We start from the raw sequence: 24965 nt of genomic DNA, 5'->3' as shown, positions 1-24965 counted from the left end.
GCGTTTTTCATTTGTGGGCATTAGGATTATGCCTGTCAGGAAGCAGACATATTGACTGAGGCAGCAAAGCGGCGGTTTTTTCAGCAAACGCACGCGCTGCGACAGAATTCAGACCAGGGATATACAGCAATGGCGGGAAAATTGCTTATTGTTGTCCATGATTTTAGCTGAGAGCGTTAACGTGAATTTACTCACTATGAGTACTGAGCTTGGTTTAGTTTTTCTTTTTTCTTTAGCGTTCCTGTTTTTTGCTCGTAAAGCGGCTAAAAAAATTGGGCTTGTGGACACGCCGAATTCCAGAAAACGACACCATGGCGCCATTCCGTTAGTCGGCGGTATCTCCGTGTATGCGGGGATTTGCTTCGCCTTTGCCATCTCAAATTATTATCTGCCGCACGCCGTACTGTACCTTTTCTGCGCCGGGGTACTGGTGCTGGTCGGCGCGCTCGATGACCGCTTTGATATCAGCGTCAAAATCCGTGCCGTGGTTCAGGCGGCGATCGCCATCGTGATGATGGTCGGGGCAAAACTCTATTTACTGAGCCTGGGGTTTATCATAGGTCCGGTCGAGCTGATCGTCGGGCCTTTCGGCTATGTGCTGACGCTGTTCGCGGTATGGGCAGCGATCAATGCTTTCAATATGGTGGACGGTATTGATGGTCTGCTGGGTGGCTTATCCTGCGTCACCTTCGCCGCGATGGGCATCATCCTCTATTTTGACGGACAGACCAGCCTGGCGATGTGGTGCTTCGCGATGATCGCCGCCACCATTCCCTACATTCTGCTTAATCTCGGCTTTTTAGGCCGCCGTTATAAAGTGTTTATGGGTGATGCCGGCAGTACCATGATCGGCTTCACTATCATCTGGATTCTGCTGGAAACGACGCAGGGCCTCAGCCATCCCATCACGCCAGTCACCGCCCTGTGGCTGATTGCTATTCCGCTGATGGACATGGTGGCGATCATGTATCGTCGCCTGCGCAAGGGCATGAGCCCGTTCTCGGCCGATCGTCAGCATATCCATCACCTGATCATGCGGGCCGGTTTTACCTCCCGGCAGGCATTTTTATTGATTACCGTGGCCGCCGCGCTGCTGGCCGGGATTGGCGTGCTGGGCGAATATCTGGCATTTATTCCCGAGTGGGTCATGCTGGCGCTGTTCCTCGCTGCTTTCCTCCTTTACGGTTATTGCCTGAAACATGCATGGCGCGTCGCGCGCAAAATCCGTCGTATCAAACGTCGCTGGCAAAGCAGCGGCGAAGAGAAAAAATAATTACCCAGATAAGTACCCGGATAAGGACACTTTTGTTATGACCTCTGTCGTTGTGGAGAACGAACTGGATGTACGCGGCCTCGGCTGCACGCTGTGGCGCGGCAAAGGCTGGATTATTGGCCTGGCGCTGCTGTTTGCGCTGCTGGCGTGGCTGGCTTCCATGTTAATGAAGCAATCCTGGAGCGCCACGGCGGTGACCGATCGGCCGACGGTGAATATGCTGGGCGCATTCTTTGTGCAGCAGCAGTTCCTCAATAATCTGGATGTGCGCAACGAGACCGTCAGCCTGAATACGCCTGCGCCGACGGTGATGGATGAGGTCTATCAGGAGTTCACCATGCAGCTGGCGTCGTGGGATACGCGTCGCGATTTCTGGCTGCAGACTGATTACTATAAGAGCCGCAAAAGCGGTAATGCGCACAATGATGCCGCGCTGCTCGACGATCTGATCACCAACATTCAGTTCACCCCGGCCGATGCCACTCACAATACGCTGGATAACATTAAGCTGATTGCGGAGACCGCCGGCGACGCCAACAATCTGCTGCGGCAGTACATTGCCTATGCCAGCGAACGCGCCGCGCGCCATCTCAACGATGAGCTCAAAGGTGCGTGGCAGGCGCGCAGCGTGCAGCTGCAGGCGCAGGTCAGTCGTCAGCAGGAAGTGGCGCAGGCGGTGTTTGATCGCCGCCGCCAGCGCATTGAGCAGGCGCTGAAAGTGGCCAGCCAGCAGGGCATTAAAGAGAACCGCGCGCCGGTCAGCGGAGAAGCGCTGCCGGACAGCGATCGCTTCCTGCTGGGGCAGCAGATGCTGCAGGCGCAACTGGATACCCTGCAAGCCAGCGGACCTGCTTACGATTTAAGCTATGATCAAAACAGGGCGATGCTCAACACACTGCAGGCCGGGCCGCGTCTGGATAAACCGTTCCAGACCTACCGTTACCTGCGCACGCCGGAAGAGCCGGTCAGCCGCGATAGCCCACGTCGTCTGTTTATGATGGTGATGTGGGGCGCGATCGGTGCGCTGGTGGGTGCCGGCGTAGCGCTGGTGCGTCGTCCGCGTGCAACATTCGCCAACCGTCACTAAGAGAATCCGCGTGAAAGTTCTGACTGTATTTGGCACGCGCCCTGAAGCGATCAAAATGGCTCCGCTGGTGCAGGCACTGGCGCAGGATGCTGCCTTCGAATCGCGCCTGTGCGTGACGGCACAACATCGTGAAATGCTTGACCAGGTACTGCGCCTGTTCCGGCTGCAGCCCGACTATGACCTCAATATTATGCGGCCCGAACAGGGGCTGACCGAGATCACCAGCCGCATTTTGCAGGGCATGAAAACCGTGCTGGCGGACTTCCAGCCAGACGTCGTGCTGGTGCACGGCGATACCACCACCACCTTTGCCGCCAGCCTGGCCGCGTTTTACCATCAGATTCCGGTGGGCCACGTTGAGGCGGGTCTGCGGACCGGTAACCTGATGTCACCGTGGCCGGAGGAGGCCAACCGCACCCTGACCGGCCATCTCGCCAGCTATCACTTCACGCCGACAGAAAATTCCCGGCAAAACCTGCTGCGCGAAAATCTGCCCGATGCGCGCATTTTCGTCACCGGCAATACGGTGATCGACGCGCTGCTGTGGGTACGCGATCGCGTGCTGGATGATGCCGATCTCAATGCCCGCCTGGCGGCGCGTTACCCGTTCCTTGAGGCCGACAAAAAGCTGATTCTGGTTACCGGCCATCGGCGCGAAAGCTTTGGCGAAGGCTTTGAACGCATCTGCAGCGCGCTGGCGCAGCTGGCGCGTCAGCATCCGCAGCTGCAAATTGTCTATCCGGTGCACCTCAACCCTAACGTCAGCGAGCCGGTGAACCGTATTCTGAGCGGTATCAACAACATCATTCTGATTGAGCCGCAGGAGTACCTGCCGTTTGTCTGGCTGATGAATCGCGCCTGGCTGATTCTTACCGATTCCGGTGGCATCCAGGAAGAGGCGCCGTCGCTGGGCAAACCGGTGCTGGTGATGCGCGAAACCACCGAGCGGCCGGAAGCGGTCGCGGCCGGTACGGTGAAGCTGGTCGGCACCGACGTGAATAAAATTGTTGCTGAAGTCAGCCTGCTATTGCAGGACGACGAGGCGTGGCAGGCGATGAGCCGCGCGCACAATCCGTATGGCGACGGCCATGCCTGCGCGCGCATCCTGCAGGCACTTAAACAACACAGAGTTTAACTATGCGTTTTTCAACCATTTCCGTTATCGGACTGGGCTACATTGGGCTGCCGACGGCAGCCGTTTTTGCTTCGCACGGGAAACAGGTTATCGGCGTGGATATCAATGCGCGCGCGGTGGAAACCATTAATCGCGGCGAAATTCATATCGTCGAGCCTGAACTGGGCGACGTAGTACGTGCAGCAGTGCACAACGGCAACCTGCGCGCCACCACCCAGCCTGAAGCTGCCGACGCCTTTATGATTGCCGTGCCGACGCCGTTTGTCGGCGATCATCAGCCGGATCTCAGCTACGTGCAGGCGGCTGCGCTGTCGATTGCGCCGGTGCTGAAGGCCGGCGATCTGGTGATCCTCGAATCAACTTCGCCGGTGGGCGCTACTGAACAGATGGCGCAATGGCTGGCGGCGGCGCGCCCGGATCTGCGCTTCCCGCAGCACGGCGAGCAACCTGACGTGTTTATCGCTTACTGCCCGGAGCGCGTGCTGCCGGGGAAAGTGATGGTCGAGCTGCTGAAAAATGACCGCGTGATTGGCGGCATGACGCCGGCCTGTTCGGCGCATGCCAGCGAGCTGTATCGCATTTTCCTGCGCGGCGAGTGCGTGGAAACTAACGCGCGCACCGCAGAGATGTGCAAGCTGACGGAAAACAGTTTCCGCGATGTGAACATCGCCTTTGCCAACGAACTGTCGCTGATCTGCGCCGAACAGGGGATCAACGTGTGGGAACTGATTGCGCTGGCGAACCGCCATCCGCGCGTCAATATCCTGCAGCCGGGACCGGGCGTCGGCGGCCACTGCATTGCGGTCGACCCGTGGTTTATCGTGGCGCAAAACCCGCAGCAGGCACGGCTGATCCGGACCGCGCGTGAGGTTAACGATGCCAAGCCGGGCTGGGTGCTGGATCAGGTTAAACAGGCGCTGGCCGAGTGCCTGACGGCCAGCGGCAAGCGTGCCACGGACGTGACCATCGCCTGCTTCGGTCTGGCATTTAAACCTAATATCGATGACCTGCGTGAAAGCCCGGCGATGTCGGTGGCGCAGCGTATTGCGGGCTGGCACAGCGGCCGCACCTGGGTGGTCGAGCCGCATGTGGCGGATATTCCGCCGCAGCTCGCCGAACGCGCTACGCTGGTGTCGCTGGCTGATGCCCTGCAACACGCCGACATTCTGGTGATGCTGGTCGATCATGCGCAGTTCCGCGCCGTCACCCCTGAACAGGTGACGCAGCCGTGGATTGTGGATACCAAAGGAGTCTGGCGATGAAACAGTTTTTAGTCACCGGCGGCGCCGGTTTTATTGGCTCCGCGCTGGTGCGCTTCCTGATTGCCAATACCGACCACCGGGTGGTGGTGGTGGATAAGCTGAGCTATGCCGGCAATCTGGCGTCGCTGGCACCGGTTGAGCAGGATGCACGCTTTGCTTTTGAGCAGGTCGATATCTGCGACCGCGCCGCGCTGGATCGCGTGCTGGCGCAGTACCAGCCGGACTGCATCATGCATCTGGCGGCAGAGAGTCACGTGGACCGCTCGATTGACGGGCCAATCGCCTTTGTCGAAACCAACATTGTCGGCACCTACCAGCTGCTGGAGGCGACGCGCCATTACTGGAACGGCATGACGGATGAGCGCAAGAAGGGCTTCATCCTGCACCATATCTCCACCGACGAAGTGTTTGGCGATCTGCACGGCACGGAAGATTTCTTTACCGAAACCACGCCGTACGCCCCGAGCAGCCCTTATTCGGCGACCAAAGCCAGCAGCGACCATCTGGTGCGCGCGTGGCTGCGCACCTACGGACTGCCTGTGGTGGTCACCAACTGTTCCAACAACTACGGGCCTTACCATTTCCCGGAAAAACTGATTCCCCTCACCATTATCAATGCGCTGGCCGGTAAGCCGCTGCCGGTATACGGCAACGGCAGCCAGATTCGTGACTGGCTGTATGTGGAAGATCACGCCCGCGCGCTGTATACCGTGGTCAGCAGCGGCAAAGTGGGCGAGACCTACAACATTGGCGGCCACAACGAGCGGCGCAATATTGAGGTGGTGGAGACGCTGTGTGATTTGCTGGATGAGCTGGCACCGCAACAGCGCGCTGCCGGGCTGAGCAGCTACCGGGAACTGATCACCTTTGTCCACGATCGTCCTGGCCACGACCTGCGCTATGCCATTGATGCCAGTAAAATCGCCCGTGAACTGGGCTGGACGCCGCAGGAAACATTCGACAGCGGCATCCGCAAAACCGTGCAGTGGTATTTGGCCAATCCGCAGTGGTGGCAGGCGATTCTCAACGGCAGTTATCGCGGCGAGCGACTGGGCTTAGCCACCCCGCGTTAAGCGCGCATGCAGGAGGAGCAACGATGAAAGGTATCATTTTAGCCGGTGGCTCGGGCACGCGCCTGCACCCGATAACCCGGGCGATATCCAAGCAGCTGCTGCCGGTGTACGACAAACCGATGATCTACTATCCGCTGTCGGTGCTGATGCTGGCGGGGATTCGCGACATTCTTATTATTACCACGCCGGACGATCGCGCCCATTTTGAGCGGCTGCTGGGTGACGGCAGTGAATTTGGCCTGCAGCTGCAGTATGCCGAGCAGCCGAGCCCGGATGGCCTGGCGCAGGCCTTTATCATCGGTGAATCCTTCATTGGCGACGACAGCTGTTGTCTGGTGCTGGGCGACAATCTCTACTTCGGCCAGGGCTTCAGTCCGAAACTGAAAAAGGTGGCCGCGCGCAGCCACGGTGCCACGGTTTTTGCCTATCAGGTCATGGATCCGGAACGTTTTGGCGTGGTGGAGTTTGATGACGACTTCAACGCGCTGTCGATTGAAGAGAAGCCGCAGCAGCCAAAATCGCGCTGGGCAGTCACCGGCCTCTACTTTTACGATAACCGCGTGGTGGAGTTTGCGAAGCAGGTGCAGCCCTCGGCGCGCGGCGAGCTGGAAATTACCGCCATCAACCAGATGTATCTGGAGCAGGGCGAACTGGCGGTGGAGCTGTTGGGGCGCGGCTTTGCCTGGCTGGACACCGGCACCCACGACAGCCTGATTGAGGCCAGCGTGTTCGTGCAAACGGTGGAGAAACGCCAGGGCTTTAAAATTGCCTGCCTCGAAGAGATTGCCTGGCGCAACGGCTGGCTGAGCGATGAGCAGCTGCTGGCAGCGGCACAGGCGTTGACCAAAACCGGCTACGGCCAGTATCTGCTGGATATTCTGCATGCCCGTCCGCGTCAGTATTGATCCCCTCGCGTGGGAGAGCGACTTCTTCCGCTGCGCCACGGCGCGGCTGACGCTGGACGGCGATGTGCCGCTGGCCGAGGCGCTGCAGCAGCCTTACACGCTGTGGCAGGTTAAGGTGCCGGCGCAGGACAGCGCGGCGATAGATGCGCTGAGCCATCACGGTTTTCAGCTGGTGGAAGGCGAAGCGGATCTGGCGATCAATATCAAACGCACCGAACGGCAGACCGGCGTGCGCATCGCGCGCGAAGCGCAGATCCCGCAGCTGCGCGCGGCAGCGGCCCAGGCGTTTAGCCAGAGCCGTTTTCGTGCTCCCTGGTTTGACGCTGAAGACAGCGGTCGCTTCTACGCACAGTGGATTGAGAACGCGGTGCGCGGCACTTTTGATCACCAGTGTCTGATCGCCTGCGACGAGCAGGGCGCGCTGCAGGGTTTCGTCTCCATGCGCGAAGTCGCCGGTGATGCGCGTATCGGTCTGCTGGCGGTGCTGCCGGCGGCGCAGGGCAACGGCGTCGGTCAGCGTTTGCTGCTGGCGGCAGCCGACTGGGGCCGGGTGCGCCAGCTCGAACGTCTGCGGGTCGCAACCCAGCTCAGCAATCTTACGGCGATGCGCCTCTATTTACGCAGCGGTGCCCGGCTGGAAAGCACCGCCTACTGGTTTTACAGGAAAGCCTGATGATCCCATTTAACGCGCCCCCGGTTGTGGGCACTGAAGTTGACTATATGCAGTCGGCGATGGCCAGCGGCAAGCTGTGCGGCGACGGCGGCTTTACCCGGCGCTGTCAGCAGTGGATGGAGCAGCATTTTGGCAGCAAAAAAGTGCTGCTGACGCCCTCGTGCACCGCTTCGCTGGAGATGGCCGCGCTGCTGATCGATATCCAGCCCGGCGATGAAGTGATCATGCCGAGCTACACCTTTGTCTCCACCGCCAACGCCTTCGTGCTGCGCGGCGCCACCATTGTGTTCGTCGACGTGCGTCCGGATACGCTGAATATCGACGAAACGCAGATTGAAGCAGCAATCACGCCGAAAACGCGCGCCATCGTGCCGGTACATTACGCGGGCGTGGCGTGCGAGATGGATACCATCATGGCGCTGGCAGCGAAGCATCAGCTGTATGTGATTGAAGATGCGGCGCAGGGCGTGATGTCGCAGTACAAAGGGCGCGCGCTGGGCACCATCGGCCATATTGGCTGCTTTAGCTTCCATGAGACGAAAAACTACACCGCCGGCGGTGAAGGCGGCGCTACGCTGATCAACGAGGCGAAACTGATCGAGCGTGCGGAGATCATCCGCGAAAAAGGCACCAACCGCAGCCAGTTCTTCCGCGGACAGGTGGATAAATATACCTGGCGCGATATTGGTTCCAGCTACCTGATGGCGGATTTGCAGGCGGCTTATCTGTGGGCACAGCTGGAAGCGGCGGAACGCATCAACCAGCAGCGTCTGCGCCTGTGGCAAAACTATTACGACGCGCTGCAGCCGCTGGCGGCCAGCGGACGCATTGCGTTACCGGCGGTGCCGGCCAGTTGCCGTCACAACGCCCACATGTTCTATCTCAAATTGCGCGATAGCGAGGATCGCCAGGCGCTGATTAACTGGATGAAGGAAGCGGAGATCCTCACCGTGTTCCACTATATCCCGCTGCACTCCTCACCGGCCGGCACGCGTTTTGGCCGCTTCCACGGCACGGATGCGTTCACTACGCGCGAGAGCGAGCGCCTGCTGCGGCTGCCGCTGTTCTACAACCTGTCGGACAACAACCAGCGTACGGTAATCAGTTCGCTGCTGAGCTTCTTTGCCTGATGTCGTTAGCCAGAGCCTCAGTGTGGACCGCCTCGTCCACGCTGGTAAAAATTGTCGCTGGCCTGCTGGTGGTGAAACTGCTGGCCGTGAGCTTCGGCCCCGAGGGCGTCGGCCAGGCGGGTAACTTTCGCCAGCTGATTACCGTGCTCGGTGTGCTGGCCGGCGCAGGTATCTTCAACGGCGTAACCACCTATGTCGCGCAGTTCCGCCAGCAGCCGGCGCAGCTGCGTGCCGTGACCGGCACTGCGTCAGCAATGGTGCTGGGGTTTTCCACGCTGCTGGCGCTGCTGTTTCTGCTGGCGGCGGAGCCCATCAGCCGGGCGCTGTTTGGTCACGCCGCCTGGCAAAACGTGGTGCGTATCGTCGCCTTTTTGCAGCTGGGCATTGCCTGGGCCAACCTGACACTGGCGCTGCTGAAAGGTTTTCGCGATGCGCGCGGTAACGCGCTGGCGCTGATTGCCGGCAGCCTGATCGGCGTGGTGGGTTATGTGTTGTGCTGGTGGCTGGGTGGCTATGCCGGTGCGCTGGTCGGGCTGGCGCTGGTGCCGGCGCTGCTGGTCGGGCCGGCGCTGTGGATGCTGCGACGCCACCGCGAGGAACTGCCGCTGCGCTGGCTGATGCCGCAGTGGCAGCCGGCGCTGGCGCGTAATCTGGCCAAATTTACCCTGATGGCGCTGATGACGGCCGTGACCCTGCCGGTAGCCTGGGTGATGATGCGTAATCTGCTGGCGCAGCAGCAGGGCTGGGCGCAGGTCGGGCTGTGGCAGGGCGTCACCAGCATCTCCGATGCGTATCTGCAATTTATCACCGCCACGTTCAGCGTCTGGCTGCTGCCAACGCTGGCGCGGCTGGAGCATAAAGCCGACATCGCGCGCGAAATTGGCCGTGCGCTGCGCTTTGTGTTGCCGGCGGTGGCGGCGGCCAGCTTTTGTGTCTGGCTGCTGCGCGATGTCGCCATCTGGCTGCTGTTTTCCCCGCAGTTCAGCGCCATGCGCGATCTTTTTGTCTGGCAGTTGTGCGGTGACGTCTTTAAAGTAGGCGCCTATGTTTTCGGATACCTGGTGATCGCCAAAGCCTCACTGCGCTTTTATATTCTCACGGAAATCAGCCAGTTTGTGCTGCTGACCGCCTTTGCGCACTGGCTGATCCCACTGCACGGAACGGCGGGCGCGGCGCAGGCTTATATGGCGACCTACGTGCTCTACTTTGCCCTTTGCTGTGGCGCTTTCTTGATTTATTGCCGAAAAAAATGACGCTATTTCACGTGCTGGGCTCCGATATCCCGCATCACAATCACACGCTGCTGCGCTTCTTTAACGACGTCATGAGCGTCGAAGCGCCAGCCGACGCGCCGCGTCAGTTTATGGTGGTATCGGCCGCGCCGGATACCCTGCTGGCCTATCCTCAACTGCAGATCGACGTGTATCCCAGCAAGCGCGCGCTGGCGCAGGCGGTGATCGCACGCGCCGCCGATCGCCATCAGCGCTTCTTCTTTCACGGCCAGTTCAATCCGCGCCTGTGGCTGGCGCTGCTCAGCGGCAAGCTGCGGCGACAGCAGGCGTTCTGGCACGTCTGGGGCGCCGATCTCTATGAAGAGGGCGCCGGGCTGAAGTACCGCCTGTTTTATCTGCTGCGGCGTATCGCCCAGGGGCGCATGGCGCAGGTGTTTGCCACGCGCGGCGATCTGCACTTTTTCCAGCAGCGCCATCCGCGCGTACCCACTTCGCTGCTCTATTTTCCAACGCGCATGCCGGAGGCCGCGATACCCGCCCCTGCCGCCAGCGACAGCTTTACCATTCTGCTCGGCAACTCGGGTGATCGCAGCAACCGGCACATTGAAGGATTGCAGGCGATTCGCCGCCAGTTTGGTGAGCAGGTTAACGTGGTGATCCCGCTCGGTTATCCGGCCAGCAACTATGAGTACATCGATGAGATTGATGCTGCCGCGCAGCGCCTGTTTCCGCGCGGCCAGGTGACGCTGCTGCGCGACAAAATCGACTTCACTGCCTATCTGCAATTGCTGAGTCGCTGTCAGCTCGGTTATTTTATGTTCGAGCGTCAGCAGGGCATCGGTACGCTGTGCCTGCTGATTCAGGCCGGCATTCCGTTTGTGGTCAACCGTAAGAATCCGTTCTGGCGTGACCTGAGCGAGCAGGGGCTGCCGGTGTTATTTAGCGCTGATGCGCTGGATCGCACGCGCGTGGCGGAGGCGCAGCGTCAACTGGCGCAGTGCGATCGTTCCGCTATCGCCTTTTTTGCCCCGGGCTATCTGGCGGGATGGCGCCACGCGCTGGCGGAGAGTGAAAGGGAGTCGACATGAGCCTGCTGCAGTTTAGTGGTCTGCTGGTGGTGTATCTGTTTTCGCTGGGCTTCATTCTGACGCTGACCTGGCGCGAATTTAAACGGGTGCGTTTTAATTTCCACCTGTTTTTTACCCTGCTGTTTTTACTGACATTTTACTTTGGCTTTCCGCTGACCAGCGTGCTGGTATTCCGCTTTAACGTCAGCGTGGTGCCGGCAGACTATCTGCTGCAGGCGCTGCTGGCCGCCACCAGTTTCTACGCCATCTATTACGTCAGCTACAAAGTGCGGCTGCGGCCTGCGCAGGCGGAGCCGCGCAAACCCTGGCTGACGATGAACCGGGTGGAAACCCATCTGACCTGCCTGCTGCTGGCGCTGGTGGCGGTGGGAACCGTCACGGTGTTCTTTATGCATAACGGCCTGCTGCTGTTCCGGCTGTCGGCCTATAACCAGATCTTCTCCAGCGAAGTGTCCGGCGTGGCGCTCAAGCGTTTCTTCTACTTCTTCATTCCGGCGATGCTGATCCGCTATTTCCTTAATCCTACCCAGCGCCAGTGGCTGCTGTTTTTGCTGATCACGGTGGCGTTTGGTCTGCTAACCTATGCGCTGGTGGGCGGGACGCGCGCCAATATCATCATCGCCTTTGCGCTGTTCCTGTTCATCGGCATTACGCGCGGCTGGATTACGCTGTGGATGCTGGTGGGGGCCGGCGTGATGGCGATTGGCGGCATGTTCTGGCTGGCGCTGCGTCGTTACAATCTGGATGTGGTGGGCGATGAAGCGTTTTATACGTTTCTCTATCTGACGCGCGACACCTTTTCGCCGTGGGAAAACCTTGCGCTGCTGCTGCAGAATTACGACAAATTCGATTTTCAGGGGCTGGCACCGATCTGGCGTGATTTCTACGTGTTTATCCCAGGCTGGCTGTGGCCGGATCGGCCCTCAATGGTGCTCAACAGCGCCAACTATTTCACCTGGGAAGTGCTGAATAATCACTCCGGGCTGGCGATTTCGCCCACGTTGCTCGGTTCGCTGCTGATCATGGGTGGCGCAGGCTTTATTCCCCTTGGGGCGATAGCGGTCGGGCTGTTGATGAAAGGGTTTGATTCTCTCTACCAGCAGGGGCGCGAAGCCGGCAACCGCTACAGCGGTGCCATTTTGCAAAGCTTCTGCTTTGGCGCGGTGTTCAATATGATCGTGCTGGCGCGCGAAGGGCTGGATGCATTCGGCTCGCGCGTGGTGTTCTTTTGCCTGATTTTCGCCGCCTGCGTTGGGCTGGCGAAGTTACTTTTCTGGCTGTTAGCGCGTGCCGGGCTGATTCGCCCGCGCGCGGAGCCAGTTTTATCGCGCTCTGCTTAACCTCCGGGCCTGACGGGAAATACCGACCATGGAAACCGATCATCCGCGTTATACCCTGCGCGGCATCGATTTACACGCTTTCGCCGATATGGCGAGCTTTCTTCATTTTCTGCTGCCGGACGGCAAGCCGCGCAGCGGCACGCTGGTGGCGATCAACGCCGAAAAGATGCTGACGCTGGAAGAGGATGCCCAGCTGCGCGCGCTGATCGCCGCCGCGGAGATTAAATACCCGGACGGCATCAGCATTGTGCGTTCGCTGCGTAAAAAATACCCGCAGCTAACGGTGAACCGCATCGCCGGCGCCGATCTGTGGGAAGCGCTGATGGAACAGGCGGGCCGCAGCGGTATTCCGGTATTTTTAATCGGCGGGCGTGAGCAGGTGCTGCAGGAAACCTGCGATAAATTACGCCGTCAGTGGAACGTCAACATCGTGGGCAGCCAGAACGGCTACTTCGCCCCTGCCGAACGCGAGGCGCTATTTGCGCGCATTGCCGCCAGCGGGGCGCAGATTGTGACCGTGGCGCAGGGATCGCCGCGCCAGGAGCTGCTGATGCGCGACTGTCGCGAACACTGGCCGCACGCGCTGTATATGGGCGTCGGCGGCACCTATGATGTCTTTACCGGCCACGTCACGCGTGCGCCGCGCATCTGGCAGCAATTAGGGCTGGAGTGGCTGTATCGCCTGATACGTCAGCCATCACGCTGGCGCCGTCAGTTAAAACTGCTGAAATATTTACGCTATCACTGGCGCGGCGATCTGTAACGCGGCAGGAATAGTGCTGTAATTCCGGCAGGTTAAGCAGGCAAATTGCGTTATTTATCGACGGAATGCACAAAGCGTAAGCAAACGCGATTTTTTTATGAAAAAGCACTGGACAGCCTGGAGTCAAATACGTAGTATGCCCATCCGCAACGGCGCTACGCGCCCGTAGCTCAGCTGGATAGAGCGCTGCCCTCCGGAGGCAGAGGTCTCAGGTTCGAATCCTGTCGGGCGCGCCATTTAGTTTGTGCGCAAGAGCTTCGGTGGTTGGTTTAACCGCGTTATGCAGTGCATTAAGTAAGCGGTTACGCTTACGCACCAGAATTATGGTGGCTATAGCTCAGTTGGTAGAGCCCTGGATTGTGATTCCAGTTGTCGTGGGTTCGAGTCCCATTAGCCACCCCAGATTTTGCTGGGACATGCGAAGGTGGCGGAATTGGTAGACGCGCTAGCTTCAGGTGTTAGTGTTCTTACGGACGTGAGGGTTCAAGTCCCTCTCTTCGCACCAGGCAAAACAAGTAAGCAGTAACAGGCAGTACAAAATCGGCGAGTAGCGCAGCTTGGTAGCGCAACTGGTTTGGGACCAGTGGGTCGGAGGTTCGAATCCTCTCTCGCCGACCATCATTTAAGAAACCTGCTTTGCAAAAAGCAGGTTTTTTTTCGTCTGTAGCAAAAGAGGATGAGAACCTCCGAAGGAGGTTTGAGCCGAGCGCAGCGAGACAACGTTGCGTCAGCAACGGCCCGCAGGGCGCTTCTCGCAGAGAAGCGTAATCCTCTCTCGCCGACCATCATTTAAGAAACCTGCTTTGCAAAAAGCAGGTTTTTTTTCGTCTGTAGTAAAAGAGGATGAGAACCTCCGAAGGAGGTTTGAGCCGAGCGCAGCGAGACAACGTTGCGCCAGCAACGGCCCGCAGGGCGCTTCTCGCAGAGAAGCGTAATCCTCTCTCGCCGACCATATTCGTAAAGCCCGCTTTGCAAAAAGCGGGCTTTTTTCGTCTGTAGCAAAAGAGGATGAGAACCTCCGCAGGAGGTTTGCGCCGGGCGCAGCGAAGGAAAAGCAGTCGGGGTAGTTGTCGCTATTACGCGACATATAACCTGCTGATTTTTAACAGCCTTACCTTTCCTTGCACAGCCTGTCGCTCAGCGGAGACAGCTTTAAACCGGTCTGTCGCGTTTTCGCGACATCGCAACCGCTGTCAGCGGGCAGAGATTGCCTAACTGACTGATATAAAATAACTTCCCGTGACTCATGACATTCTGGCACGCTTTGTGCAATAATCTCTGCGTAGATGCTCATTCCACCTCTTATGTTCGCGGATGCAACATAAACCTGGGAATGATGCAGAGCCCCTTACGGTATCCGTTGTCCAGCTGGCAGTAACGTGCACGCGCTACTGCAGTAAGAAGGACATTACGTTGAGTCGGATACCATCAGTTGTCTTACCGACCTGATCTTACACCTGCTTCTGGCAGGTGTTTTTTTATCTGCCGTTCACGGATTGATGCCGCATTCCCTGCACGCTCTCTCAGGCAAAAAAAAGCCGGGACTGGCCCGGCGTGCACAAAAATAACAACTGTAAAATCAGGCGCCAGGATTGTTCTTCAGCGTCAGTAACAGACCTTCGCGACGCATTTTAGCCGCGTCTTCCGGGCGATGCAGGCGATCGTAAACGTCCGCCAGCCAGGCGTAGTCAAAGCCATCGGGACGCTGTGCCAGCGCCTGCTGGAAGGCTTCTGCGGCCTGCTGCCATTCACCGTGACGCATCAGCAGCTGGCCGAGCGTGCTGTGCAACAGCGGCGTGGCACCGTGCTGTTTAATCTGCTGACGCAGCGCTTTCTCCAGTGCCTGCGGGTCACCGCTTTTGATGCGCGGCATCAGCAGCACCAGCCGATCGTCATACTGACGCTTCAGCCCTTCCAGCACGATGCTTTGCGCTGTGTCCGGGTCGTCGCACTCGATCAAATGCTCAGCCATCGCCACCTGCAGCGCGGTCTCCTGGCGGGTTTTGCGACTCTGGTTCTGCCACCATTTTTTCAGGCCTTCGCTGCCCTGATCGGCCATGGCCTGATTCATCAGACCCAGCCACGCCTGCTGCTGCAGCGCGTTACGCTGGTTCTCATCGTTAATCTGCGCCTTCTGCATAGAGGGCAGGATATCCAGCAGTGCGCCCCAGGCGCCGGTGCGGATATAAGCCTGCTCGGCCAGACGCAGCACTTCCGGATGGCGCGGCGCCACTTCCAGCAGGCGATCGATACCGTGACGTGCGGCGTGATCTTCGTTACGCGCCAGCTGCAGGCGCACGCGGGTGATCTCAACCGGAATGGTATCGTTCTCGGAGAGCTCAGAGGCGCGCTCCAGGTGCTGGTTAGCACGGATTTCATCGCCACGCTGCTGCGCTGCTTCCGCCGCCAGCAGATAGTTCGCCACCGGCTGATCGGCGTGATCGGCATTCTTTGACAGCAGCTTTTCTACCTGACGGTAATCACCTTCCGCCAGCTTCATCAGCGCGCTTTGCGTGTGACGCTGGGCGCTGCGACGTTTCCGCCCGGTGAACCAGCCGCGGGTACGGGCGCCGGTGCGGAACAGGCGACGCAGAATCCACTCGACCAGCAGAATCACCAGCAGGCTGAGAATCAGGATGATGGCCAGACCGGTGACGCTGGTCTCAATGTTCCAGTTATCGGTCTGGATCAGCACGTAGCCCTGATGGCCGGCAACCATCGGCCCCAGCACAATGCCGGCAATCAGCAGCAGGAAAAGCACCAATACTTTCAGCATGGTTAGCCTCCCTGTTGATCAGCCGCAGCCGATGGCTGCGCCAGCAGATTGCGCACGCGCGTTTGCATCAGTTTTTCCAGCAGCGCCTGGCTCTCCAGCGTGTCCGGCACGTCCATCGAAATACTTTGCTGACTCAGCTCGTCGAGCTGGGCGAGGAAGGCTTTGGTCGCCGCATCGTTAGTGTCGTACCAGGCTCGCACCCAGGTGGATACCGCATCGATGGACTGTTTGTAGATCTCATCCTGATGGCGCGGCACCGCCTGCGCGGCAATCAGCAGACGTGAACGGATGTTTTCGCGCAGATAAACATCCTGATTCGGTGCCAGCAGCGGCTGCGCGGTATTATCGCGGCGGCGGATGGTGATGAAATCATCCATGAAGTTGTGCCAGCTCTTCACCAGATTCTGACGCCATTCGTGCAGCGAGCTGGAGAGCTCACCGCTGTCGGCATCCATCGGCGATTCATCGCTATCGTTATCGGCCAGACGCAGATTATCCACGCCGTTCGACAACTGGTTCAGCTTGAGGATGATGCCGTCGTAGTCCACCTGGCTGACCGCCGCCAGTGAACTGATATCCTGGGTCAGCGCGCGGCGCACGTTCATGATGCTGGGATCGTTCATCTCCGCCAGGCTGGTGTCCGCGCTTTTCAGCAGCGCTGCCGCGGTGGTGACGTCCTGATCGCTCCACAGTTTGCGACCCGCCAGTTTAACGAGGTAGTCGGCCTGCGCCAGCAGCCAGGTGCGGGTATCGTTGCCGGAAATAGTGGCCACTTTTTCACGCAGCGTCTCCAGCTCTTTGGCGCTGTTATCCTGCTGGCTGCGCGCTTCCTGCAGCGCGGTGTTGGCGTCCGCCAGCTGCTGCGAGAGCTGTTGTTTATCGCTGCCCAGTTGCTGCTGCAGGGCGCTCAGCTGCTCGCTCAGGTTCTGGTTAGTCTGAGCCTGTAAGTCGGCCTGGTGTTTCCCATTCAGGTAAAGTCCCGCGCCAATCGCCAGTGCAATGACAATTGCCACCGCGCTCAGCACCTTGCCGTCGCTCTTTTTCGCGCGAGGCGGCTGGCTGGCTGGCGTCGGGGAAGTGTCCGCAGGGGTGGTTTCTTCAACCATGGCGGAGGAGTCTTTTTGTTCCGTCATTGTGGCTCATCCCAATGTTAAGTTCAGCGTAACGCACGCAGCAGCGCGTCGTTATCCGCACCATCGGCTACCTCAATCTCCTGCCAGCCTAATTCGGCGGCCTGGGTAGCCAAACGTTCACTGACGACCAGCAGTCGACAGTGCAGCAGCCATTCCCGCCGATCGATTGGCGGAAACAGCGCAAACAGTTGTTGTAACATTTCACCGCTGGTCACCACCAGCGTGGTAATACCGCGATCGCGCCAGCGACGGCCTTCAATCGCGCCGTCGTACTGCTTTTCACAGCGCTGATAGCACTCACAGTATTGCACGTCCGCGCCGCGGGCGATCAGCGTCTCCGCCAGCAGTTCACGGCCCGGACTGCCGCGCAGAATCAGCGCACGCTTGCCGCTGACCTGCTGCAGGCGATTCAGCCGCACCAGCTCTTCGCTGGTTTCCCGCGCATGCGGATAGTCAACTTTCAGATTACTGACGGTGTGCAGCGCCAGCGCGGTGCTGCGACCAATGGCATAATAGTCGAGAAATGCCGGCCACGCGCTGCGCTGCTGCTGTAAAGCGGGCTGGGCAAAGTGCACCACCTGCTGCGACAGCAGAAATACCAGGTCACCGGGCTGCAGGGCAGCCAGCTTTAGCGTCAGTTGGGGGAGATCGCGACCCGGCGTGAATTCAATCAGCGGAAACGACCACGCCAGTTTGCCCTGGCTGCGCAGGCGCGCGACCAGTTCGCTGGCGGCGGGTTCCGGACGGGTCACGAGGATAGTCATGCGGGCGGCTGTCCCTGATAAACTTCACGCAGAATGTCACGCGCACCGCCGTCCAGCAGCTCTTCGGCCAGTGAAATCCCCATCTGTTCGGCCTGTTCACGCGGGCCGCGGCGTTCGCCCACCACCATCTGGCTGCCATCCGGCGCACCGACCAGGCCGCGCAGCCACAGCTGATCGTCTTCCAGCACGGCAAAACTGCCGATCGGCACCTGACAGCCACCTTCGAGACGGGTATTCATGGCGCGCTCGGCGCGCACGCAGACGGCTGTGTCGCTGTGGTTCAGCGCCTGCAGCAGCGTAATTAACGGCTGATCGTCGAGGCGGCACTCAATGCCGACCGCGCCCTGGCCCACCGCCGGCAGGGAAAACTCCGCCGGCAGCGCCTGGCGAATGCGATCTTCCAGTCCAAGGCGTTTCAGCCCGGCGGCAGCAAGAATGATGGCGTCATACTCGCCGGCGTCCAGTTTGCAGAGACGCGTACCGACGTTACCGCGCAGCGAGCGGATTACCAGATCCGGGCGCCGTGCGCTGATCTGGCACTGGCGACGCAGGCTGGACGTGCCGACCACCGCGCCCTGCGGCAGCGCGTCGATCGAGGAATAATGATTAGAGACGAACGCGTCGCGCGGATCTTCGCGCTCGCAGATGGTCACCAGTCCCAGACCGTCGGGAAAATCGACCGGCACATCTTTCATGGAATGCACCGCCATATCGGCACGGTTTTCCAGCATCGCCAGCTCAAGCTCTTTGACAAACAGTCCTTTGCCACCCACTTTCGCCAGCGGCGTATCAAGGATGACATCGCCTTTGGTGACCATCGGCACCAGCTCAACCTGCAAGCCGGGATGCGCAGCCATCAGGCGCTGTTGGACATATTGTGCCTGCCACAAGGCAAGCGGACTTTGCCTGGTAGCAATTCTGAAAATTTTGTTTAACATGCTGTTAACCATTTTGATCGTTCATCGATTATCCTATCATTGATAGGGGAATGCTGTCAGTTTCAACGGATTGACCAGGCTGCAATCTCAGACCGGAGCCCGCTTTTTACGGCGTCAGATTCTGAGGCTGGAGTCCGAAAATGCAGGGCTACGTTTGGAACGTGCTAAACTGTCAGGTAGCGCAACTTTCTTTACGGTCAATCTTCCAGGTGTTAGATTGATCACGTTTCCAGCAATAATTTGCCCGACATCTTTATTATTAAGCGGCAGATTTTGGAAACAGGGTGCTTAACACTGGGACAATCAGGCGAAACGTCTTGTACCTCTACATTGAGACACTGAAACAGAGACTGGATGCGATTAACCAGCTGCGTGTAGATCGCGCACTGGCTGCCATGGGACCTGCTTTCCAGCACGTCTACAGTCTGCTGCCAACATTACTGCATTATCATCATCCGCTGATGCCGGGTTACCTTGAAGGTAGCGTTCCCCATGGCGTCAGCTTCTTTGCGCCTGATGAAAACCAGCAGCAGCTGCTGCAACAGTTAGCGGGCGACCATCCGCTCGAACTCAGCAGCGCGGTGAAGGGCGAACTGCCTATCACCGGCATCTACTCGATGGGCAGCACCTCGTCCGTCGGCCAGAACAGCGTCTCCGATCTCGACATCTGGGTATGCCATCAGTCATGGCTGGATAACGAAGAGCGTCTCAATCTGCAGCGCAAGTGTACGCTCCTGCAAAAATGGTGTGTGTCGCTGGGTGTGGAAGTCAGCTTCTTCCTGATCGACGAAAACCGTTTCCGCCATAATGAGAGCGGCAGCCTCGGCGGTGAAGACTGCGGTTCTACCCAACATATTTTACTGCTGGATGAGTTCTACCGTACCGCCGTGCGCATGGCGGGGAAACGCATTCTGTGGAACATGGTGCCCGGCGAAGAAGAACATCACTACGATGATTACGTGATGTCGCTCTATTCACAGGGCGTGCTGACGCCGAATGAGTGGCTGGATCTCGGCGGTCTCGGCACGCTGTCGGCGGAAGAGTATTTCGGTGCCAGCCTGTGGCAGCTGTATAAAAGTATCGATTCGCCTTACAAAGCGGTGCTGAAAACCCTGCTGCTGGAAGCTTACAGCTGGGAATACCCGAACACGCAGCTGCTGGCGATGGATATCAAACAGCGGCTGCACGACGGCGAAATTGTCTGCTTCGGTCTCGATCCCTACTGCATGATGCTGGAGCGCGTGACGCGCTATCTGACCAGCGTCGATGACACCGCGCGCCTCGACCTGGTGCGCCGCTGTTTTTACCTCAAAGTGTGCGAAAAACTCTCCAGCGAGGAGCAGCATCCGCGCGCGGGCTGGCGGCGTGAAATTCTGTCGCAGCTGGTGAAAGAGTGGGGCTGGGACGATGAGAAGCTGGCGGTGCTGGATAATCGCGCGCAGTGGAAAATCGAACGGGTGCGCGAGGCGCACAACGAGCTACTGGATGCGATGATGCAGAGCTATCGCAACCTGATCCGTTTTGCCCGTCGCAACAATTTAAGCGTCAGCGCCAGCCCGCAGGATATCGGCGTGCTGACGCGTAAATTGTACGCCGCGTTTGAAGCGCTGCCGGGCAAAGTCACGCTGGTGAACCCGCAAATCTCGCCCGATCTGTCGGAAGAGAACCTGACCTTTATTCATGTGCCGGCCGGGCGCGCCAACCGTGCCGGCTGGTATCTGTATAACCAGTCGCCGGACATGAGTTCAATCATCAGCCATCAGCCGCTGGAATATAACCGCTATCTCAACAAGTTAGTGGCATGGGCGTGGTTCAACGGATTGCTGACGCGCAAAACCCGTCTGCACATTAAGGGCAACGAGTTCTGCGATCTGCCGCGCCTGCAGGAGCTGGTCAACGATGTCTCCAGCCACTTCCCGCTGCGCCTGCCGGCACCGACGCCGAAAGCGCTCTACAGCCCGTGCGAAATCCGGCATCTGGCGATCATCGTTAACCTCGAACACGATCCGACCTCGGCGTTCCGCAATCAGGTAGTGCACTTCGACTTCCGTAAGCTGGATGTGTTTAGCTTTGGTCAGCAGCAGCAGTGCCTGATCGGCAGCATCGATCTGCTGTACCGAAACTCGTGGAACGAAGTGCGTACGCTGCACTTCAGCGGCGAGCAGGCGATGATTGAAGCGCTGAAAACCATTCTGGGCAAAATGCATCAGGACGCCGCACCGCCGGACACGGTAGAAGTATTCTGCTACAGCCAGCATCTGCGCGGCCTGATTCGTACCCGCGTGCAGCAGCTGGTGTCGGAATGCATTGAGCTGCGCCTGTCGAGCACGCGTCAGGAGCCGGGCCGCTTTAAAGCGCTGCGCATGGCCGGTCAGACCTGGGGCCTGTTTTTCGAACGCATGAGCGTCTCGGTGCAGAAGCTGGAAAACGCGGTCGAGTTTTACGGCGCGATTTCCAACAACAAGCTGCACGGTTTGTCGATCAAAGTTGAATCGAACCAGACGCCGCTGCCACCGGTGGTCAACGGCTACGCCAGCGAAGGCATCATTCAGTTCTTCTTTGAAGACACCAGTGACGATCGCGGCTTTAATATCTATATCCTCGATGAAAGCAACCGGGTTGAGGTGTATCACCATTGCGAAGGCAGCAAAGAGGAGCTGGTGCGTGACGTCAGCCGCTTCTATTCGTCGTCGCACGATCGCTTTACCTACGGCTCAAGCTTTATCAATTTCAACCTGCCGCAGTTCTATCAGATTGTGCACGCCGGCGATCGCTTCCAGGTGATTCCGTTCCGCAGCCAGACGCTGACGCAGCTGTGCGCCACCCAGCCGGACAACGACAACGGCGACTTCCAGCCGCGCTACCAGATGCACTAAAGCCGCTGCGCTGCACGCAGTGGCCTGCCCCCGTTTCTGAACCTTCTGCCGGATATTTCCTGTTGCTTTTACAACGTCAACTGCGATGATAAGCAGCTGGGATTTGGATAAAAAGAGCAGACAGAATGATACGAGTGATGAGCCAGCTGGGTATGGCGCTGGCACTGGTCAGCCTGGTAGGCTGTGGCCTGAAAGGACCGCTGTATTTCCCGCCCAACGATCGGCCGCAACAGAAAAATCAGCCGGTGACTGAGCAGCAGCAGAAAGCGGCACAGGATGCGGATACCAGCGGCCTGGTCACCAGCAAACCGGCTGGCGTGCAGGCGAATTAAACCCGATGAGTCATCCGGCGGAGCAGAAAATGCAGTTCTCGAAAATGCACGGTCTCGGTAACGACTTTATGGTCGTCGATGCCGTGACGCAAAACGTCTTTTTTTCGCCGGAACTGATTCGCCGCCTGGCGGATCGGCATCTGGGGATCGGCTTCGATCAGTTGCTGATCGTCGAGCCACCTTACGATCCGGATCTCGATTTCCACTACCGCATCTTCAACGCTGACGGCAGCGAAGTGGCGCAGTGCGGCAACGGCGCGCGCTGTTTTGCCCGCTTTGTTCGCCTCAAAGGGCTGACCAATAAAAGCGACATTCGCGTCAGCACCCAGACCGGCCGCATGGTACTGAGCGTCACCAGCGATGAGCTGGTGCGCGTCAACATGGGCGAGCCCAACTTTGACCCGCAGCAGGTGCCGCTACGCGCTAACAAGGCGGAAAACCTCTATCTGCAGCGCGTGGCCGAGCAGACCGTGATGTTTGGCGCGGTATCAATGGGCAATCCACACTGTGTGATTCAGGTTGAAAGCGTGAAAACCGCCGCGGTGGAGACGCTTGGTCCGGCACTGGAGAGCCATGAGCGCTTTCCCGAGCGCGTGAACGTCGGCTTTATGGAAGTGGTCAATCCGGAACACATCCGTCTGCGCGTGTATGAACGCGGCGCGGGCGAAACCCAGGCGTGCGGCAGCGGCGCCTGCGCCGCAGTGGCCTGCGGCATTCAGCAGGGCATTCTGGCGGAGAAAGTGCGCGTCGATCTGCCCGGCGGCACGCTGCATATCGCCTGGAAAGGGGCCGGTCAGCCGCTGTTTATGACCGGGCCAGCCACACACGTCTATGATGGGTTTATTCATCTATGAAAAATATCGAAGAGCAGACCGACAGCGCGGTTTTGCTGGACGATCAGGCGGTGAGCGCCTGGCTGCGTCACAACCCCGATTTCTTTATTCGCAATGCGCGCCAGGTTGAGCAAATGATGGTGCCGCATCCGGTGCGCGGCAGCGTATCGCTGGTGGAGTGGCATATGGCGCGTCAGCGCAACCACATCCAGCAGCTGGAAGAGGAGATCACGCTGCTGATGGAGCAGGCAACCGCCAATCATCAGCTGTTCGATCGCCTGCTGGCGTTGCAGAGCCATCTCGCGGCGGCCGATAGCCTGCAGGAGATGCTGACGCGCCTGCATCGCTGGGCGCGCGAGCTTGGCCTGGCGGGCGCTAATGTGCGGCTGTTCAGCGACCGCTGGCGCATCGGCGCACCCTCCGATTTCACCCAGCTTGGTCTGTCACGCCAGGCGTTTGAGCCGCTGCGCATCCAGCGCTTTGGTCAGCAGCATCACTACCTTGGCAGCCTGAACGGACCGGAGCTGCTGCTGCTGCTGCCGCAGGCAAAAGCCGTCGGATCGGTGGCGATGTCGCTGATGGGCGAGCAGGGCGATCTCGGCGTACTGATCTTCAGCAGTCGCGACAACCAGCACTATCAGGCGGGCATGGGCACGCTGCTGCTGCAGCATCTGGCACAAATGCTGCCCGACCTGCTGTCTCGCTGGGTGGAGCGCGCATGAGCAGCGCCAGCCCGCTGTTGCCGGCCGTTGAGGGCTTTCTGCGCTATCTGAAAGTCGAACGCCAGCTCAGCCCGCTGACGCAAAAGAATTACCAGCGCCAGCTGCAGGCGCTTATCGCCATGGCGGATGACATGCACATTACCGCGTGGTCGCAGCTGGAACCGGCACAGGTGCGCAGTCTGGCGGCGCGCAGCCGGCGCGGCGGTCTCGGTGCCAGTAGCCTGGCCCTGCGCATGTCGGCGCTGCGCAGCTTTCTCGACTGGCAGGCCAGCCAGGGCATGCTGAGCGCCAATCCGGCGAAAGGCATCGCCACGCCGCGCAACGCACGGCATCTGCCAAAAAATATGGATGTCGACGAAGTCAGCCAGCTGCTGGAGATCGACCTCGACGATCCGCTGGCGGTGCGCGACCGCGCCATGCTGGAAACCATGTACGGCGGCGGTTTACGTCTCGCTGAGCTGGTGGGCATCGACTGTCGTCATCTGGACCTGGAGAGCGGTGAGGTCTGGGTGCGCGGTAAAGGCAGCAAAGAGCGCCGCGTGCCGATTGGCGGCACCGCCGTCACCTGGCTGCAGCACTGGCTGCCGTTACGCAACAGCTTCGCGCCGCAGGATGATGCGGTTTTTGTGTCGACGCGCGGCAGCCGTATTTCGGCGCGCAATGTGCAGAAACGCTTCGCCGAATGGGGCATTAAGCAGGGCGTCGCCAGCCATATCCACCCGCATAAGCTGCGCCACTCGTTTGCTACCCATCTGCTGGAATCGAGCGGCGATCTGCGCGCGGTGCAGGAGTTGCTCGGCCACGCCAACCTCTCGACCACGCAAATCTATACCCACCTGGATTTCCAGCATCTGGCGTCGGTATACGATGCGGCACACCCGCGTGCCAAACGAGGAAAGTCTGAATGAAGTTTTATCGCCCGCTGGGCCCGATCAAAGCCATCACCTTCGATCTTGACGATACGCTGTATGACAACTATCCGGTGATCCGCAAAACCACGGCGGAATCGCACGCTGCGCTTCAGGCGTATCACCCGGCGCTGCGCGAGTTTACGCCGGAAGATTATCAGGCGCTGCGCGATGAACTGCTGCTGCGTGAGCCGGAAATTTATCACGATGTCTCTGAGTGGCGTCGCCGCTCGGTAGAGCTGGCGCTGCTCAACGCCGGACTGCCGGCCGCGCAAGCCAGCGCAGGTGCCCGCGACGTGATGAGCGTGTTTCACCAGTGGCGCAGTGCGGTGGAGATGCCAGAAGAGACGCATCAGACGCTGGCCTGGCTCGGCGAGCGCGTGCCGCTGGTGGCGATCACCAATGGCAACGCCGACCCGCAAAAGCTCGGCATCGATCACTACTTCCAGTTCGCGCTGCGCGCCGGTCCGCACGGGCGCGCCAAGCCGTGGCAGGATATGTACCATCTGGCCGCCGAACGGTTGGGCATTGCGCCGCAGCATATTCTGCACGTCGGCGATGACCTGACCACCGACGTCGCCGGTGCGCTGCGCGCCGGTCTGCAGGCGTGCTGGATCAACCTGCGTGACGGCAATCTGATGAAGATTGATGACGCGCGCCTGCTGCCACACGTGGAAATTCATCAGTTGGCATCGCTGACCTCGCTGCTATAATGGCTGTAA

Annotated in this window: 22 protein-coding genes, 4 tRNA genes and 2 other RNA genes; 24 read left to right on the top strand and 4 right to left on the bottom strand. The window is 59.3% G+C overall.

Translation table 11 applies throughout. The annotated features are described in order from the left end of the window. The first annotated feature begins 196 nt into the window (after positions 1–196). The 18 genes from wecA (at position 197) to F3J41_RS21045 (ending at position 13913) form a co-directional block, all read left to right on the top strand. The gene (gene wecA / locus F3J41_RS21130; protein ID WP_021506990.1) at positions 197–1273 is read left to right on the top strand and encodes a UDP-N-acetylglucosamine--undecaprenyl-phosphate N-acetylglucosaminephosphotransferase; all 1077 of its coding nucleotides are present in this window, start codon (positions 197–199) and stop codon (positions 1271–1273) included. A 37-nt stretch (positions 1274–1310) separates the two neighbouring features. Further along, positions 1311–2360, top strand: coding sequence for an ECA polysaccharide chain length modulation protein (wzzE, locus tag F3J41_RS21125; protein ID WP_021506989.1), 1050 nt, complete (start codon positions 1311–1313; stop codon positions 2358–2360). Between the two features lie 10 nt (positions 2361–2370). Then, complete coding sequence (gene wecB / locus F3J41_RS21120) at positions 2371–3495, top strand: non-hydrolyzing UDP-N-acetylglucosamine 2-epimerase (RefSeq protein ID WP_166712334.1); 1125 nt, start codon at positions 2371–2373, stop codon at positions 3493–3495. 2 nt (positions 3496–3497) lie between these two features. Beyond that, a complete protein-coding gene (gene wecC, locus F3J41_RS21115) occupies positions 3498–4757 on the top strand; it encodes a UDP-N-acetyl-D-mannosamine dehydrogenase (RefSeq protein ID WP_166712332.1) in 1260 nt (419 codons plus the stop codon). After that, positions 4754–5830: a dTDP-glucose 4,6-dehydratase gene (gene rffG / locus F3J41_RS21110; protein WP_021506986.1), complete on the top strand. Its 1077-nt coding sequence runs from the start codon at positions 4754–4756 to the stop codon at positions 5828–5830. Before wecC ends, rffG begins: the two co-directional genes overlap by 4 nt. 23 nt (positions 5831–5853) lie before the next feature. Beyond that, positions 5854–6735 carry a glucose-1-phosphate thymidylyltransferase RfbA gene (rfbA, locus tag F3J41_RS21105; RefSeq protein ID WP_021506985.1) on the top strand — a complete coding sequence of 294 codons (882 nt, stop codon included), beginning with the start codon at positions 5854–5856 and terminating at the stop codon, positions 6733–6735. Beyond that, on the top strand, positions 6713–7408 hold the full coding sequence (gene rffC / locus F3J41_RS21100; protein ID WP_166712330.1) for a dTDP-4-amino-4,6-dideoxy-D-galactose acyltransferase: 696 nt from the start codon (positions 6713–6715) through the stop codon (positions 7406–7408). Before rfbA ends, rffC begins: the two co-directional genes overlap by 23 nt. Next, complete coding sequence (gene rffA / locus F3J41_RS21095; protein WP_021506983.1) at positions 7408–8538, top strand: dTDP-4-amino-4,6-dideoxygalactose transaminase; 1131 nt, start codon at positions 7408–7410, stop codon at positions 8536–8538. Before rffC ends, rffA begins: the two co-directional genes overlap by 1 nt. After that, entirely contained in the window at positions 8538–9791 is a 1254-nt protein-coding gene (wzxE, locus tag F3J41_RS21090; protein WP_058758104.1) for a lipid III flippase WzxE, read from the top strand. The genes rffA and wzxE overlap by 1 nt, the downstream gene beginning before the upstream one ends. Next, positions 9788–10858, top strand: a complete 1071-nt coding sequence (locus F3J41_RS21085; RefSeq protein ID WP_166712328.1) for a TDP-N-acetylfucosamine:lipid II N-acetylfucosaminyltransferase — start codon at positions 9788–9790, stop codon at positions 10856–10858. The genes wzxE and F3J41_RS21085 overlap by 4 nt, the downstream gene beginning before the upstream one ends. After that, on the top strand, positions 10855–12198 hold the full coding sequence (gene wzyE, locus F3J41_RS21080; RefSeq protein ID WP_166712326.1) for an ECA oligosaccharide polymerase: 1344 nt from the start codon (positions 10855–10857) through the stop codon (positions 12196–12198). The genes F3J41_RS21085 and wzyE overlap by 4 nt, the downstream gene beginning before the upstream one ends. A 28-nt stretch (positions 12199–12226) precedes the next feature. Beyond that, entirely contained in the window at positions 12227–12961 is a 735-nt protein-coding gene (gene wecG, locus F3J41_RS21075) for a lipopolysaccharide N-acetylmannosaminouronosyltransferase (protein WP_021506979.1), read from the top strand. 159 nt (positions 12962–13120) lie between these two features. Then, positions 13121–13197: transfer RNA gene (locus tag F3J41_RS21070), tRNA-Arg, on the top strand. A gap of 90 nt (positions 13198–13287) precedes the next feature. Continuing rightward, positions 13288–13363 (top strand) — tRNA-His (locus tag F3J41_RS21065). Positions 13364–13379: 16 nt separating this feature from the next. After that, a tRNA-Leu gene (locus F3J41_RS21060) sits at positions 13380–13466 on the top strand. Positions 13467–13502: 36 nt separating this feature from the next. Then, positions 13503–13579 (top strand) — tRNA-Pro (locus tag F3J41_RS21055). Positions 13580–13616: 37 nt separating this feature from the next. Continuing rightward, positions 13617–13746: non-coding RNA, RtT sRNA (locus F3J41_RS21050), on the top strand. Positions 13747–13783: 37 nt separating this feature from the next. Next, a non-coding RNA gene (locus F3J41_RS21045) (RtT sRNA) lies at positions 13784–13913 on the top strand. Between the two features lie 627 nt (positions 13914–14540). On the opposite strand, the gene hemY is transcribed toward F3J41_RS21045, so the two are convergent. Genes hemY through hemC form a run of 4 tightly spaced genes read right to left on the bottom strand, consistent with a single transcriptional unit; the run spans position 14541 to position 18572 of the window. Continuing rightward, positions 14541–15737, bottom strand: a complete 1197-nt coding sequence (gene hemY, locus F3J41_RS21040) for a protoheme IX biogenesis protein HemY (RefSeq protein ID WP_058775512.1) — start codon at positions 15735–15737, stop codon at positions 14541–14543. A 2-nt stretch (positions 15738–15739) separates the two neighbouring features. Further along, positions 15740–16870, bottom strand: a complete 1131-nt coding sequence (gene hemX, locus F3J41_RS21035) for a uroporphyrinogen-III C-methyltransferase (RefSeq protein ID WP_058758109.1) — start codon at positions 16868–16870, stop codon at positions 15740–15742. 23 nt (positions 16871–16893) lie between these two features. Next, entirely contained in the window at positions 16894–17634 is a 741-nt protein-coding gene (gene hemD, locus F3J41_RS21030) for a uroporphyrinogen-III synthase (protein WP_166712324.1), read from the bottom strand. Next, entirely contained in the window at positions 17631–18572 is a 942-nt protein-coding gene (gene hemC / locus F3J41_RS21025; RefSeq protein WP_166712322.1) for a hydroxymethylbilane synthase, read from the bottom strand. The genes hemD and hemC overlap by 4 nt, the downstream gene beginning before the upstream one ends. Before the next feature lie 317 nt (positions 18573–18889). Between hemC and F3J41_RS21020 the strand changes: the two genes are divergently transcribed. The 6 genes from F3J41_RS21020 to yigB all read left to right on the top strand — a co-directional run bounded on the left by F3J41_RS21020 (position 18890) and on the right by yigB (position 24956). Beyond that, positions 18890–21448: a class I adenylate cyclase gene (locus F3J41_RS21020; protein ID WP_058758111.1), complete on the top strand. Its 2559-nt coding sequence runs from the start codon at positions 18890–18892 to the stop codon at positions 21446–21448. Between the two features lie 125 nt (positions 21449–21573). Then, the gene (locus tag F3J41_RS21015; RefSeq protein ID WP_022548017.1) at positions 21574–21780 is read left to right on the top strand and encodes a lipoprotein; all 207 of its coding nucleotides are present in this window, start codon (positions 21574–21576) and stop codon (positions 21778–21780) included. Between the two features lie 29 nt (positions 21781–21809). Next, complete coding sequence (gene dapF / locus F3J41_RS21010) at positions 21810–22634, top strand: diaminopimelate epimerase (RefSeq protein WP_031279612.1); 825 nt, start codon at positions 21810–21812, stop codon at positions 22632–22634. Beyond that, positions 22631–23335: a DUF484 domain-containing protein gene (locus tag F3J41_RS21005; protein ID WP_021506972.1), complete on the top strand. Its 705-nt coding sequence runs from the start codon at positions 22631–22633 to the stop codon at positions 23333–23335. The genes dapF and F3J41_RS21005 overlap by 4 nt, the downstream gene beginning before the upstream one ends. Then, positions 23332–24243, top strand: coding sequence for a tyrosine recombinase XerC (gene xerC / locus F3J41_RS21000; RefSeq protein ID WP_166712321.1), 912 nt, complete (start codon positions 23332–23334; stop codon positions 24241–24243). The genes F3J41_RS21005 and xerC overlap by 4 nt, the downstream gene beginning before the upstream one ends. Then, complete coding sequence (gene yigB / locus F3J41_RS20995; RefSeq protein WP_021506970.1) at positions 24240–24956, top strand: 5-amino-6-(5-phospho-D-ribitylamino)uracil phosphatase YigB; 717 nt, start codon at positions 24240–24242, stop codon at positions 24954–24956. Before xerC ends, yigB begins: the two co-directional genes overlap by 4 nt. The last annotated feature ends 9 nt before the right edge of the window (positions 24957–24965 follow it).

Source organism: Pantoea sp. Ap-870, assembly GCF_011752515.1.
GTDB lineage: Bacteria > Pseudomonadota > Gammaproteobacteria > Enterobacterales > Enterobacteriaceae > Pantoea > Pantoea dispersa.
Note: the sequence above shows the minus strand (reverse complement) of the source record. Positions and strands in the feature narration are given on the sequence as shown.

Bases quoted from the DNA above. Each gene is read 5' to 3' on its own strand.
- wecA (WP_021506990.1), top strand. From the start codon at position 197: ATGAGTACTGAGCTTGGTTTAGTTTTTCTTTTTTCTTTAGCGTTCCTG.
- wzzE (WP_021506989.1), top strand. From the start codon at position 1,311: ATGACCTCTGTCGTTGTGGAGAACGAACTGGATGTACGCGGCCTCGGC.
- wecC (WP_166712332.1), top strand. From the start codon at position 3,498: ATGCGTTTTTCAACCATTTCCGTTATCGGACTGGGCTACATTGGGCTG.
- rffG (WP_021506986.1), top strand. From the start codon at position 4,754: ATGAAACAGTTTTTAGTCACCGGCGGCGCCGGTTTTATTGGCTCCGCG.
- rfbA (WP_021506985.1), top strand. From the start codon at position 5,854: ATGAAAGGTATCATTTTAGCCGGTGGCTCGGGCACGCGCCTGCACCCG.
- rffC (WP_166712330.1), top strand. From the start codon at position 6,713: ATGCCCGTCCGCGTCAGTATTGATCCCCTCGCGTGGGAGAGCGACTTC.
- rffA (WP_021506983.1), top strand. From the start codon at position 7,408: ATGATCCCATTTAACGCGCCCCCGGTTGTGGGCACTGAAGTTGACTAT.
- wzxE (WP_058758104.1), top strand. From the start codon at position 8,538: ATGTCGTTAGCCAGAGCCTCAGTGTGGACCGCCTCGTCCACGCTGGTA.
- F3J41_RS21085 (WP_166712328.1), top strand. From the start codon at position 9,788: ATGACGCTATTTCACGTGCTGGGCTCCGATATCCCGCATCACAATCAC.
- wzyE (WP_166712326.1), top strand. From the start codon at position 10,855: ATGAGCCTGCTGCAGTTTAGTGGTCTGCTGGTGGTGTATCTGTTTTCG.
- wecG (WP_021506979.1), top strand. From the start codon at position 12,227: ATGGAAACCGATCATCCGCGTTATACCCTGCGCGGCATCGATTTACAC.
- hemY (WP_058775512.1), bottom strand. From the start codon at position 15,737: ATGCTGAAAGTATTGGTGCTTTTCCTGCTGCTGATTGCCGGCATTGTG.
- hemX (WP_058758109.1), bottom strand. From the start codon at position 16,870: ATGACGGAACAAAAAGACTCCTCCGCCATGGTTGAAGAAACCACCCCT.
- hemD (WP_166712324.1), bottom strand. From the start codon at position 17,634: ATGACTATCCTCGTGACCCGTCCGGAACCCGCCGCCAGCGAACTGGTC.
- hemC (WP_166712322.1), bottom strand. From the start codon at position 18,572: ATGTTAAACAAAATTTTCAGAATTGCTACCAGGCAAAGTCCGCTTGCC.
- F3J41_RS21015 (WP_022548017.1), top strand. From the start codon at position 21,574: ATGATACGAGTGATGAGCCAGCTGGGTATGGCGCTGGCACTGGTCAGC.
- dapF (WP_031279612.1), top strand. From the start codon at position 21,810: ATGCAGTTCTCGAAAATGCACGGTCTCGGTAACGACTTTATGGTCGTC.
- F3J41_RS21005 (WP_021506972.1), top strand. From the start codon at position 22,631: ATGAAAAATATCGAAGAGCAGACCGACAGCGCGGTTTTGCTGGACGAT.
- xerC (WP_166712321.1), top strand. From the start codon at position 23,332: ATGAGCAGCGCCAGCCCGCTGTTGCCGGCCGTTGAGGGCTTTCTGCGC.
- yigB (WP_021506970.1), top strand. From the start codon at position 24,240: ATGAAGTTTTATCGCCCGCTGGGCCCGATCAAAGCCATCACCTTCGAT.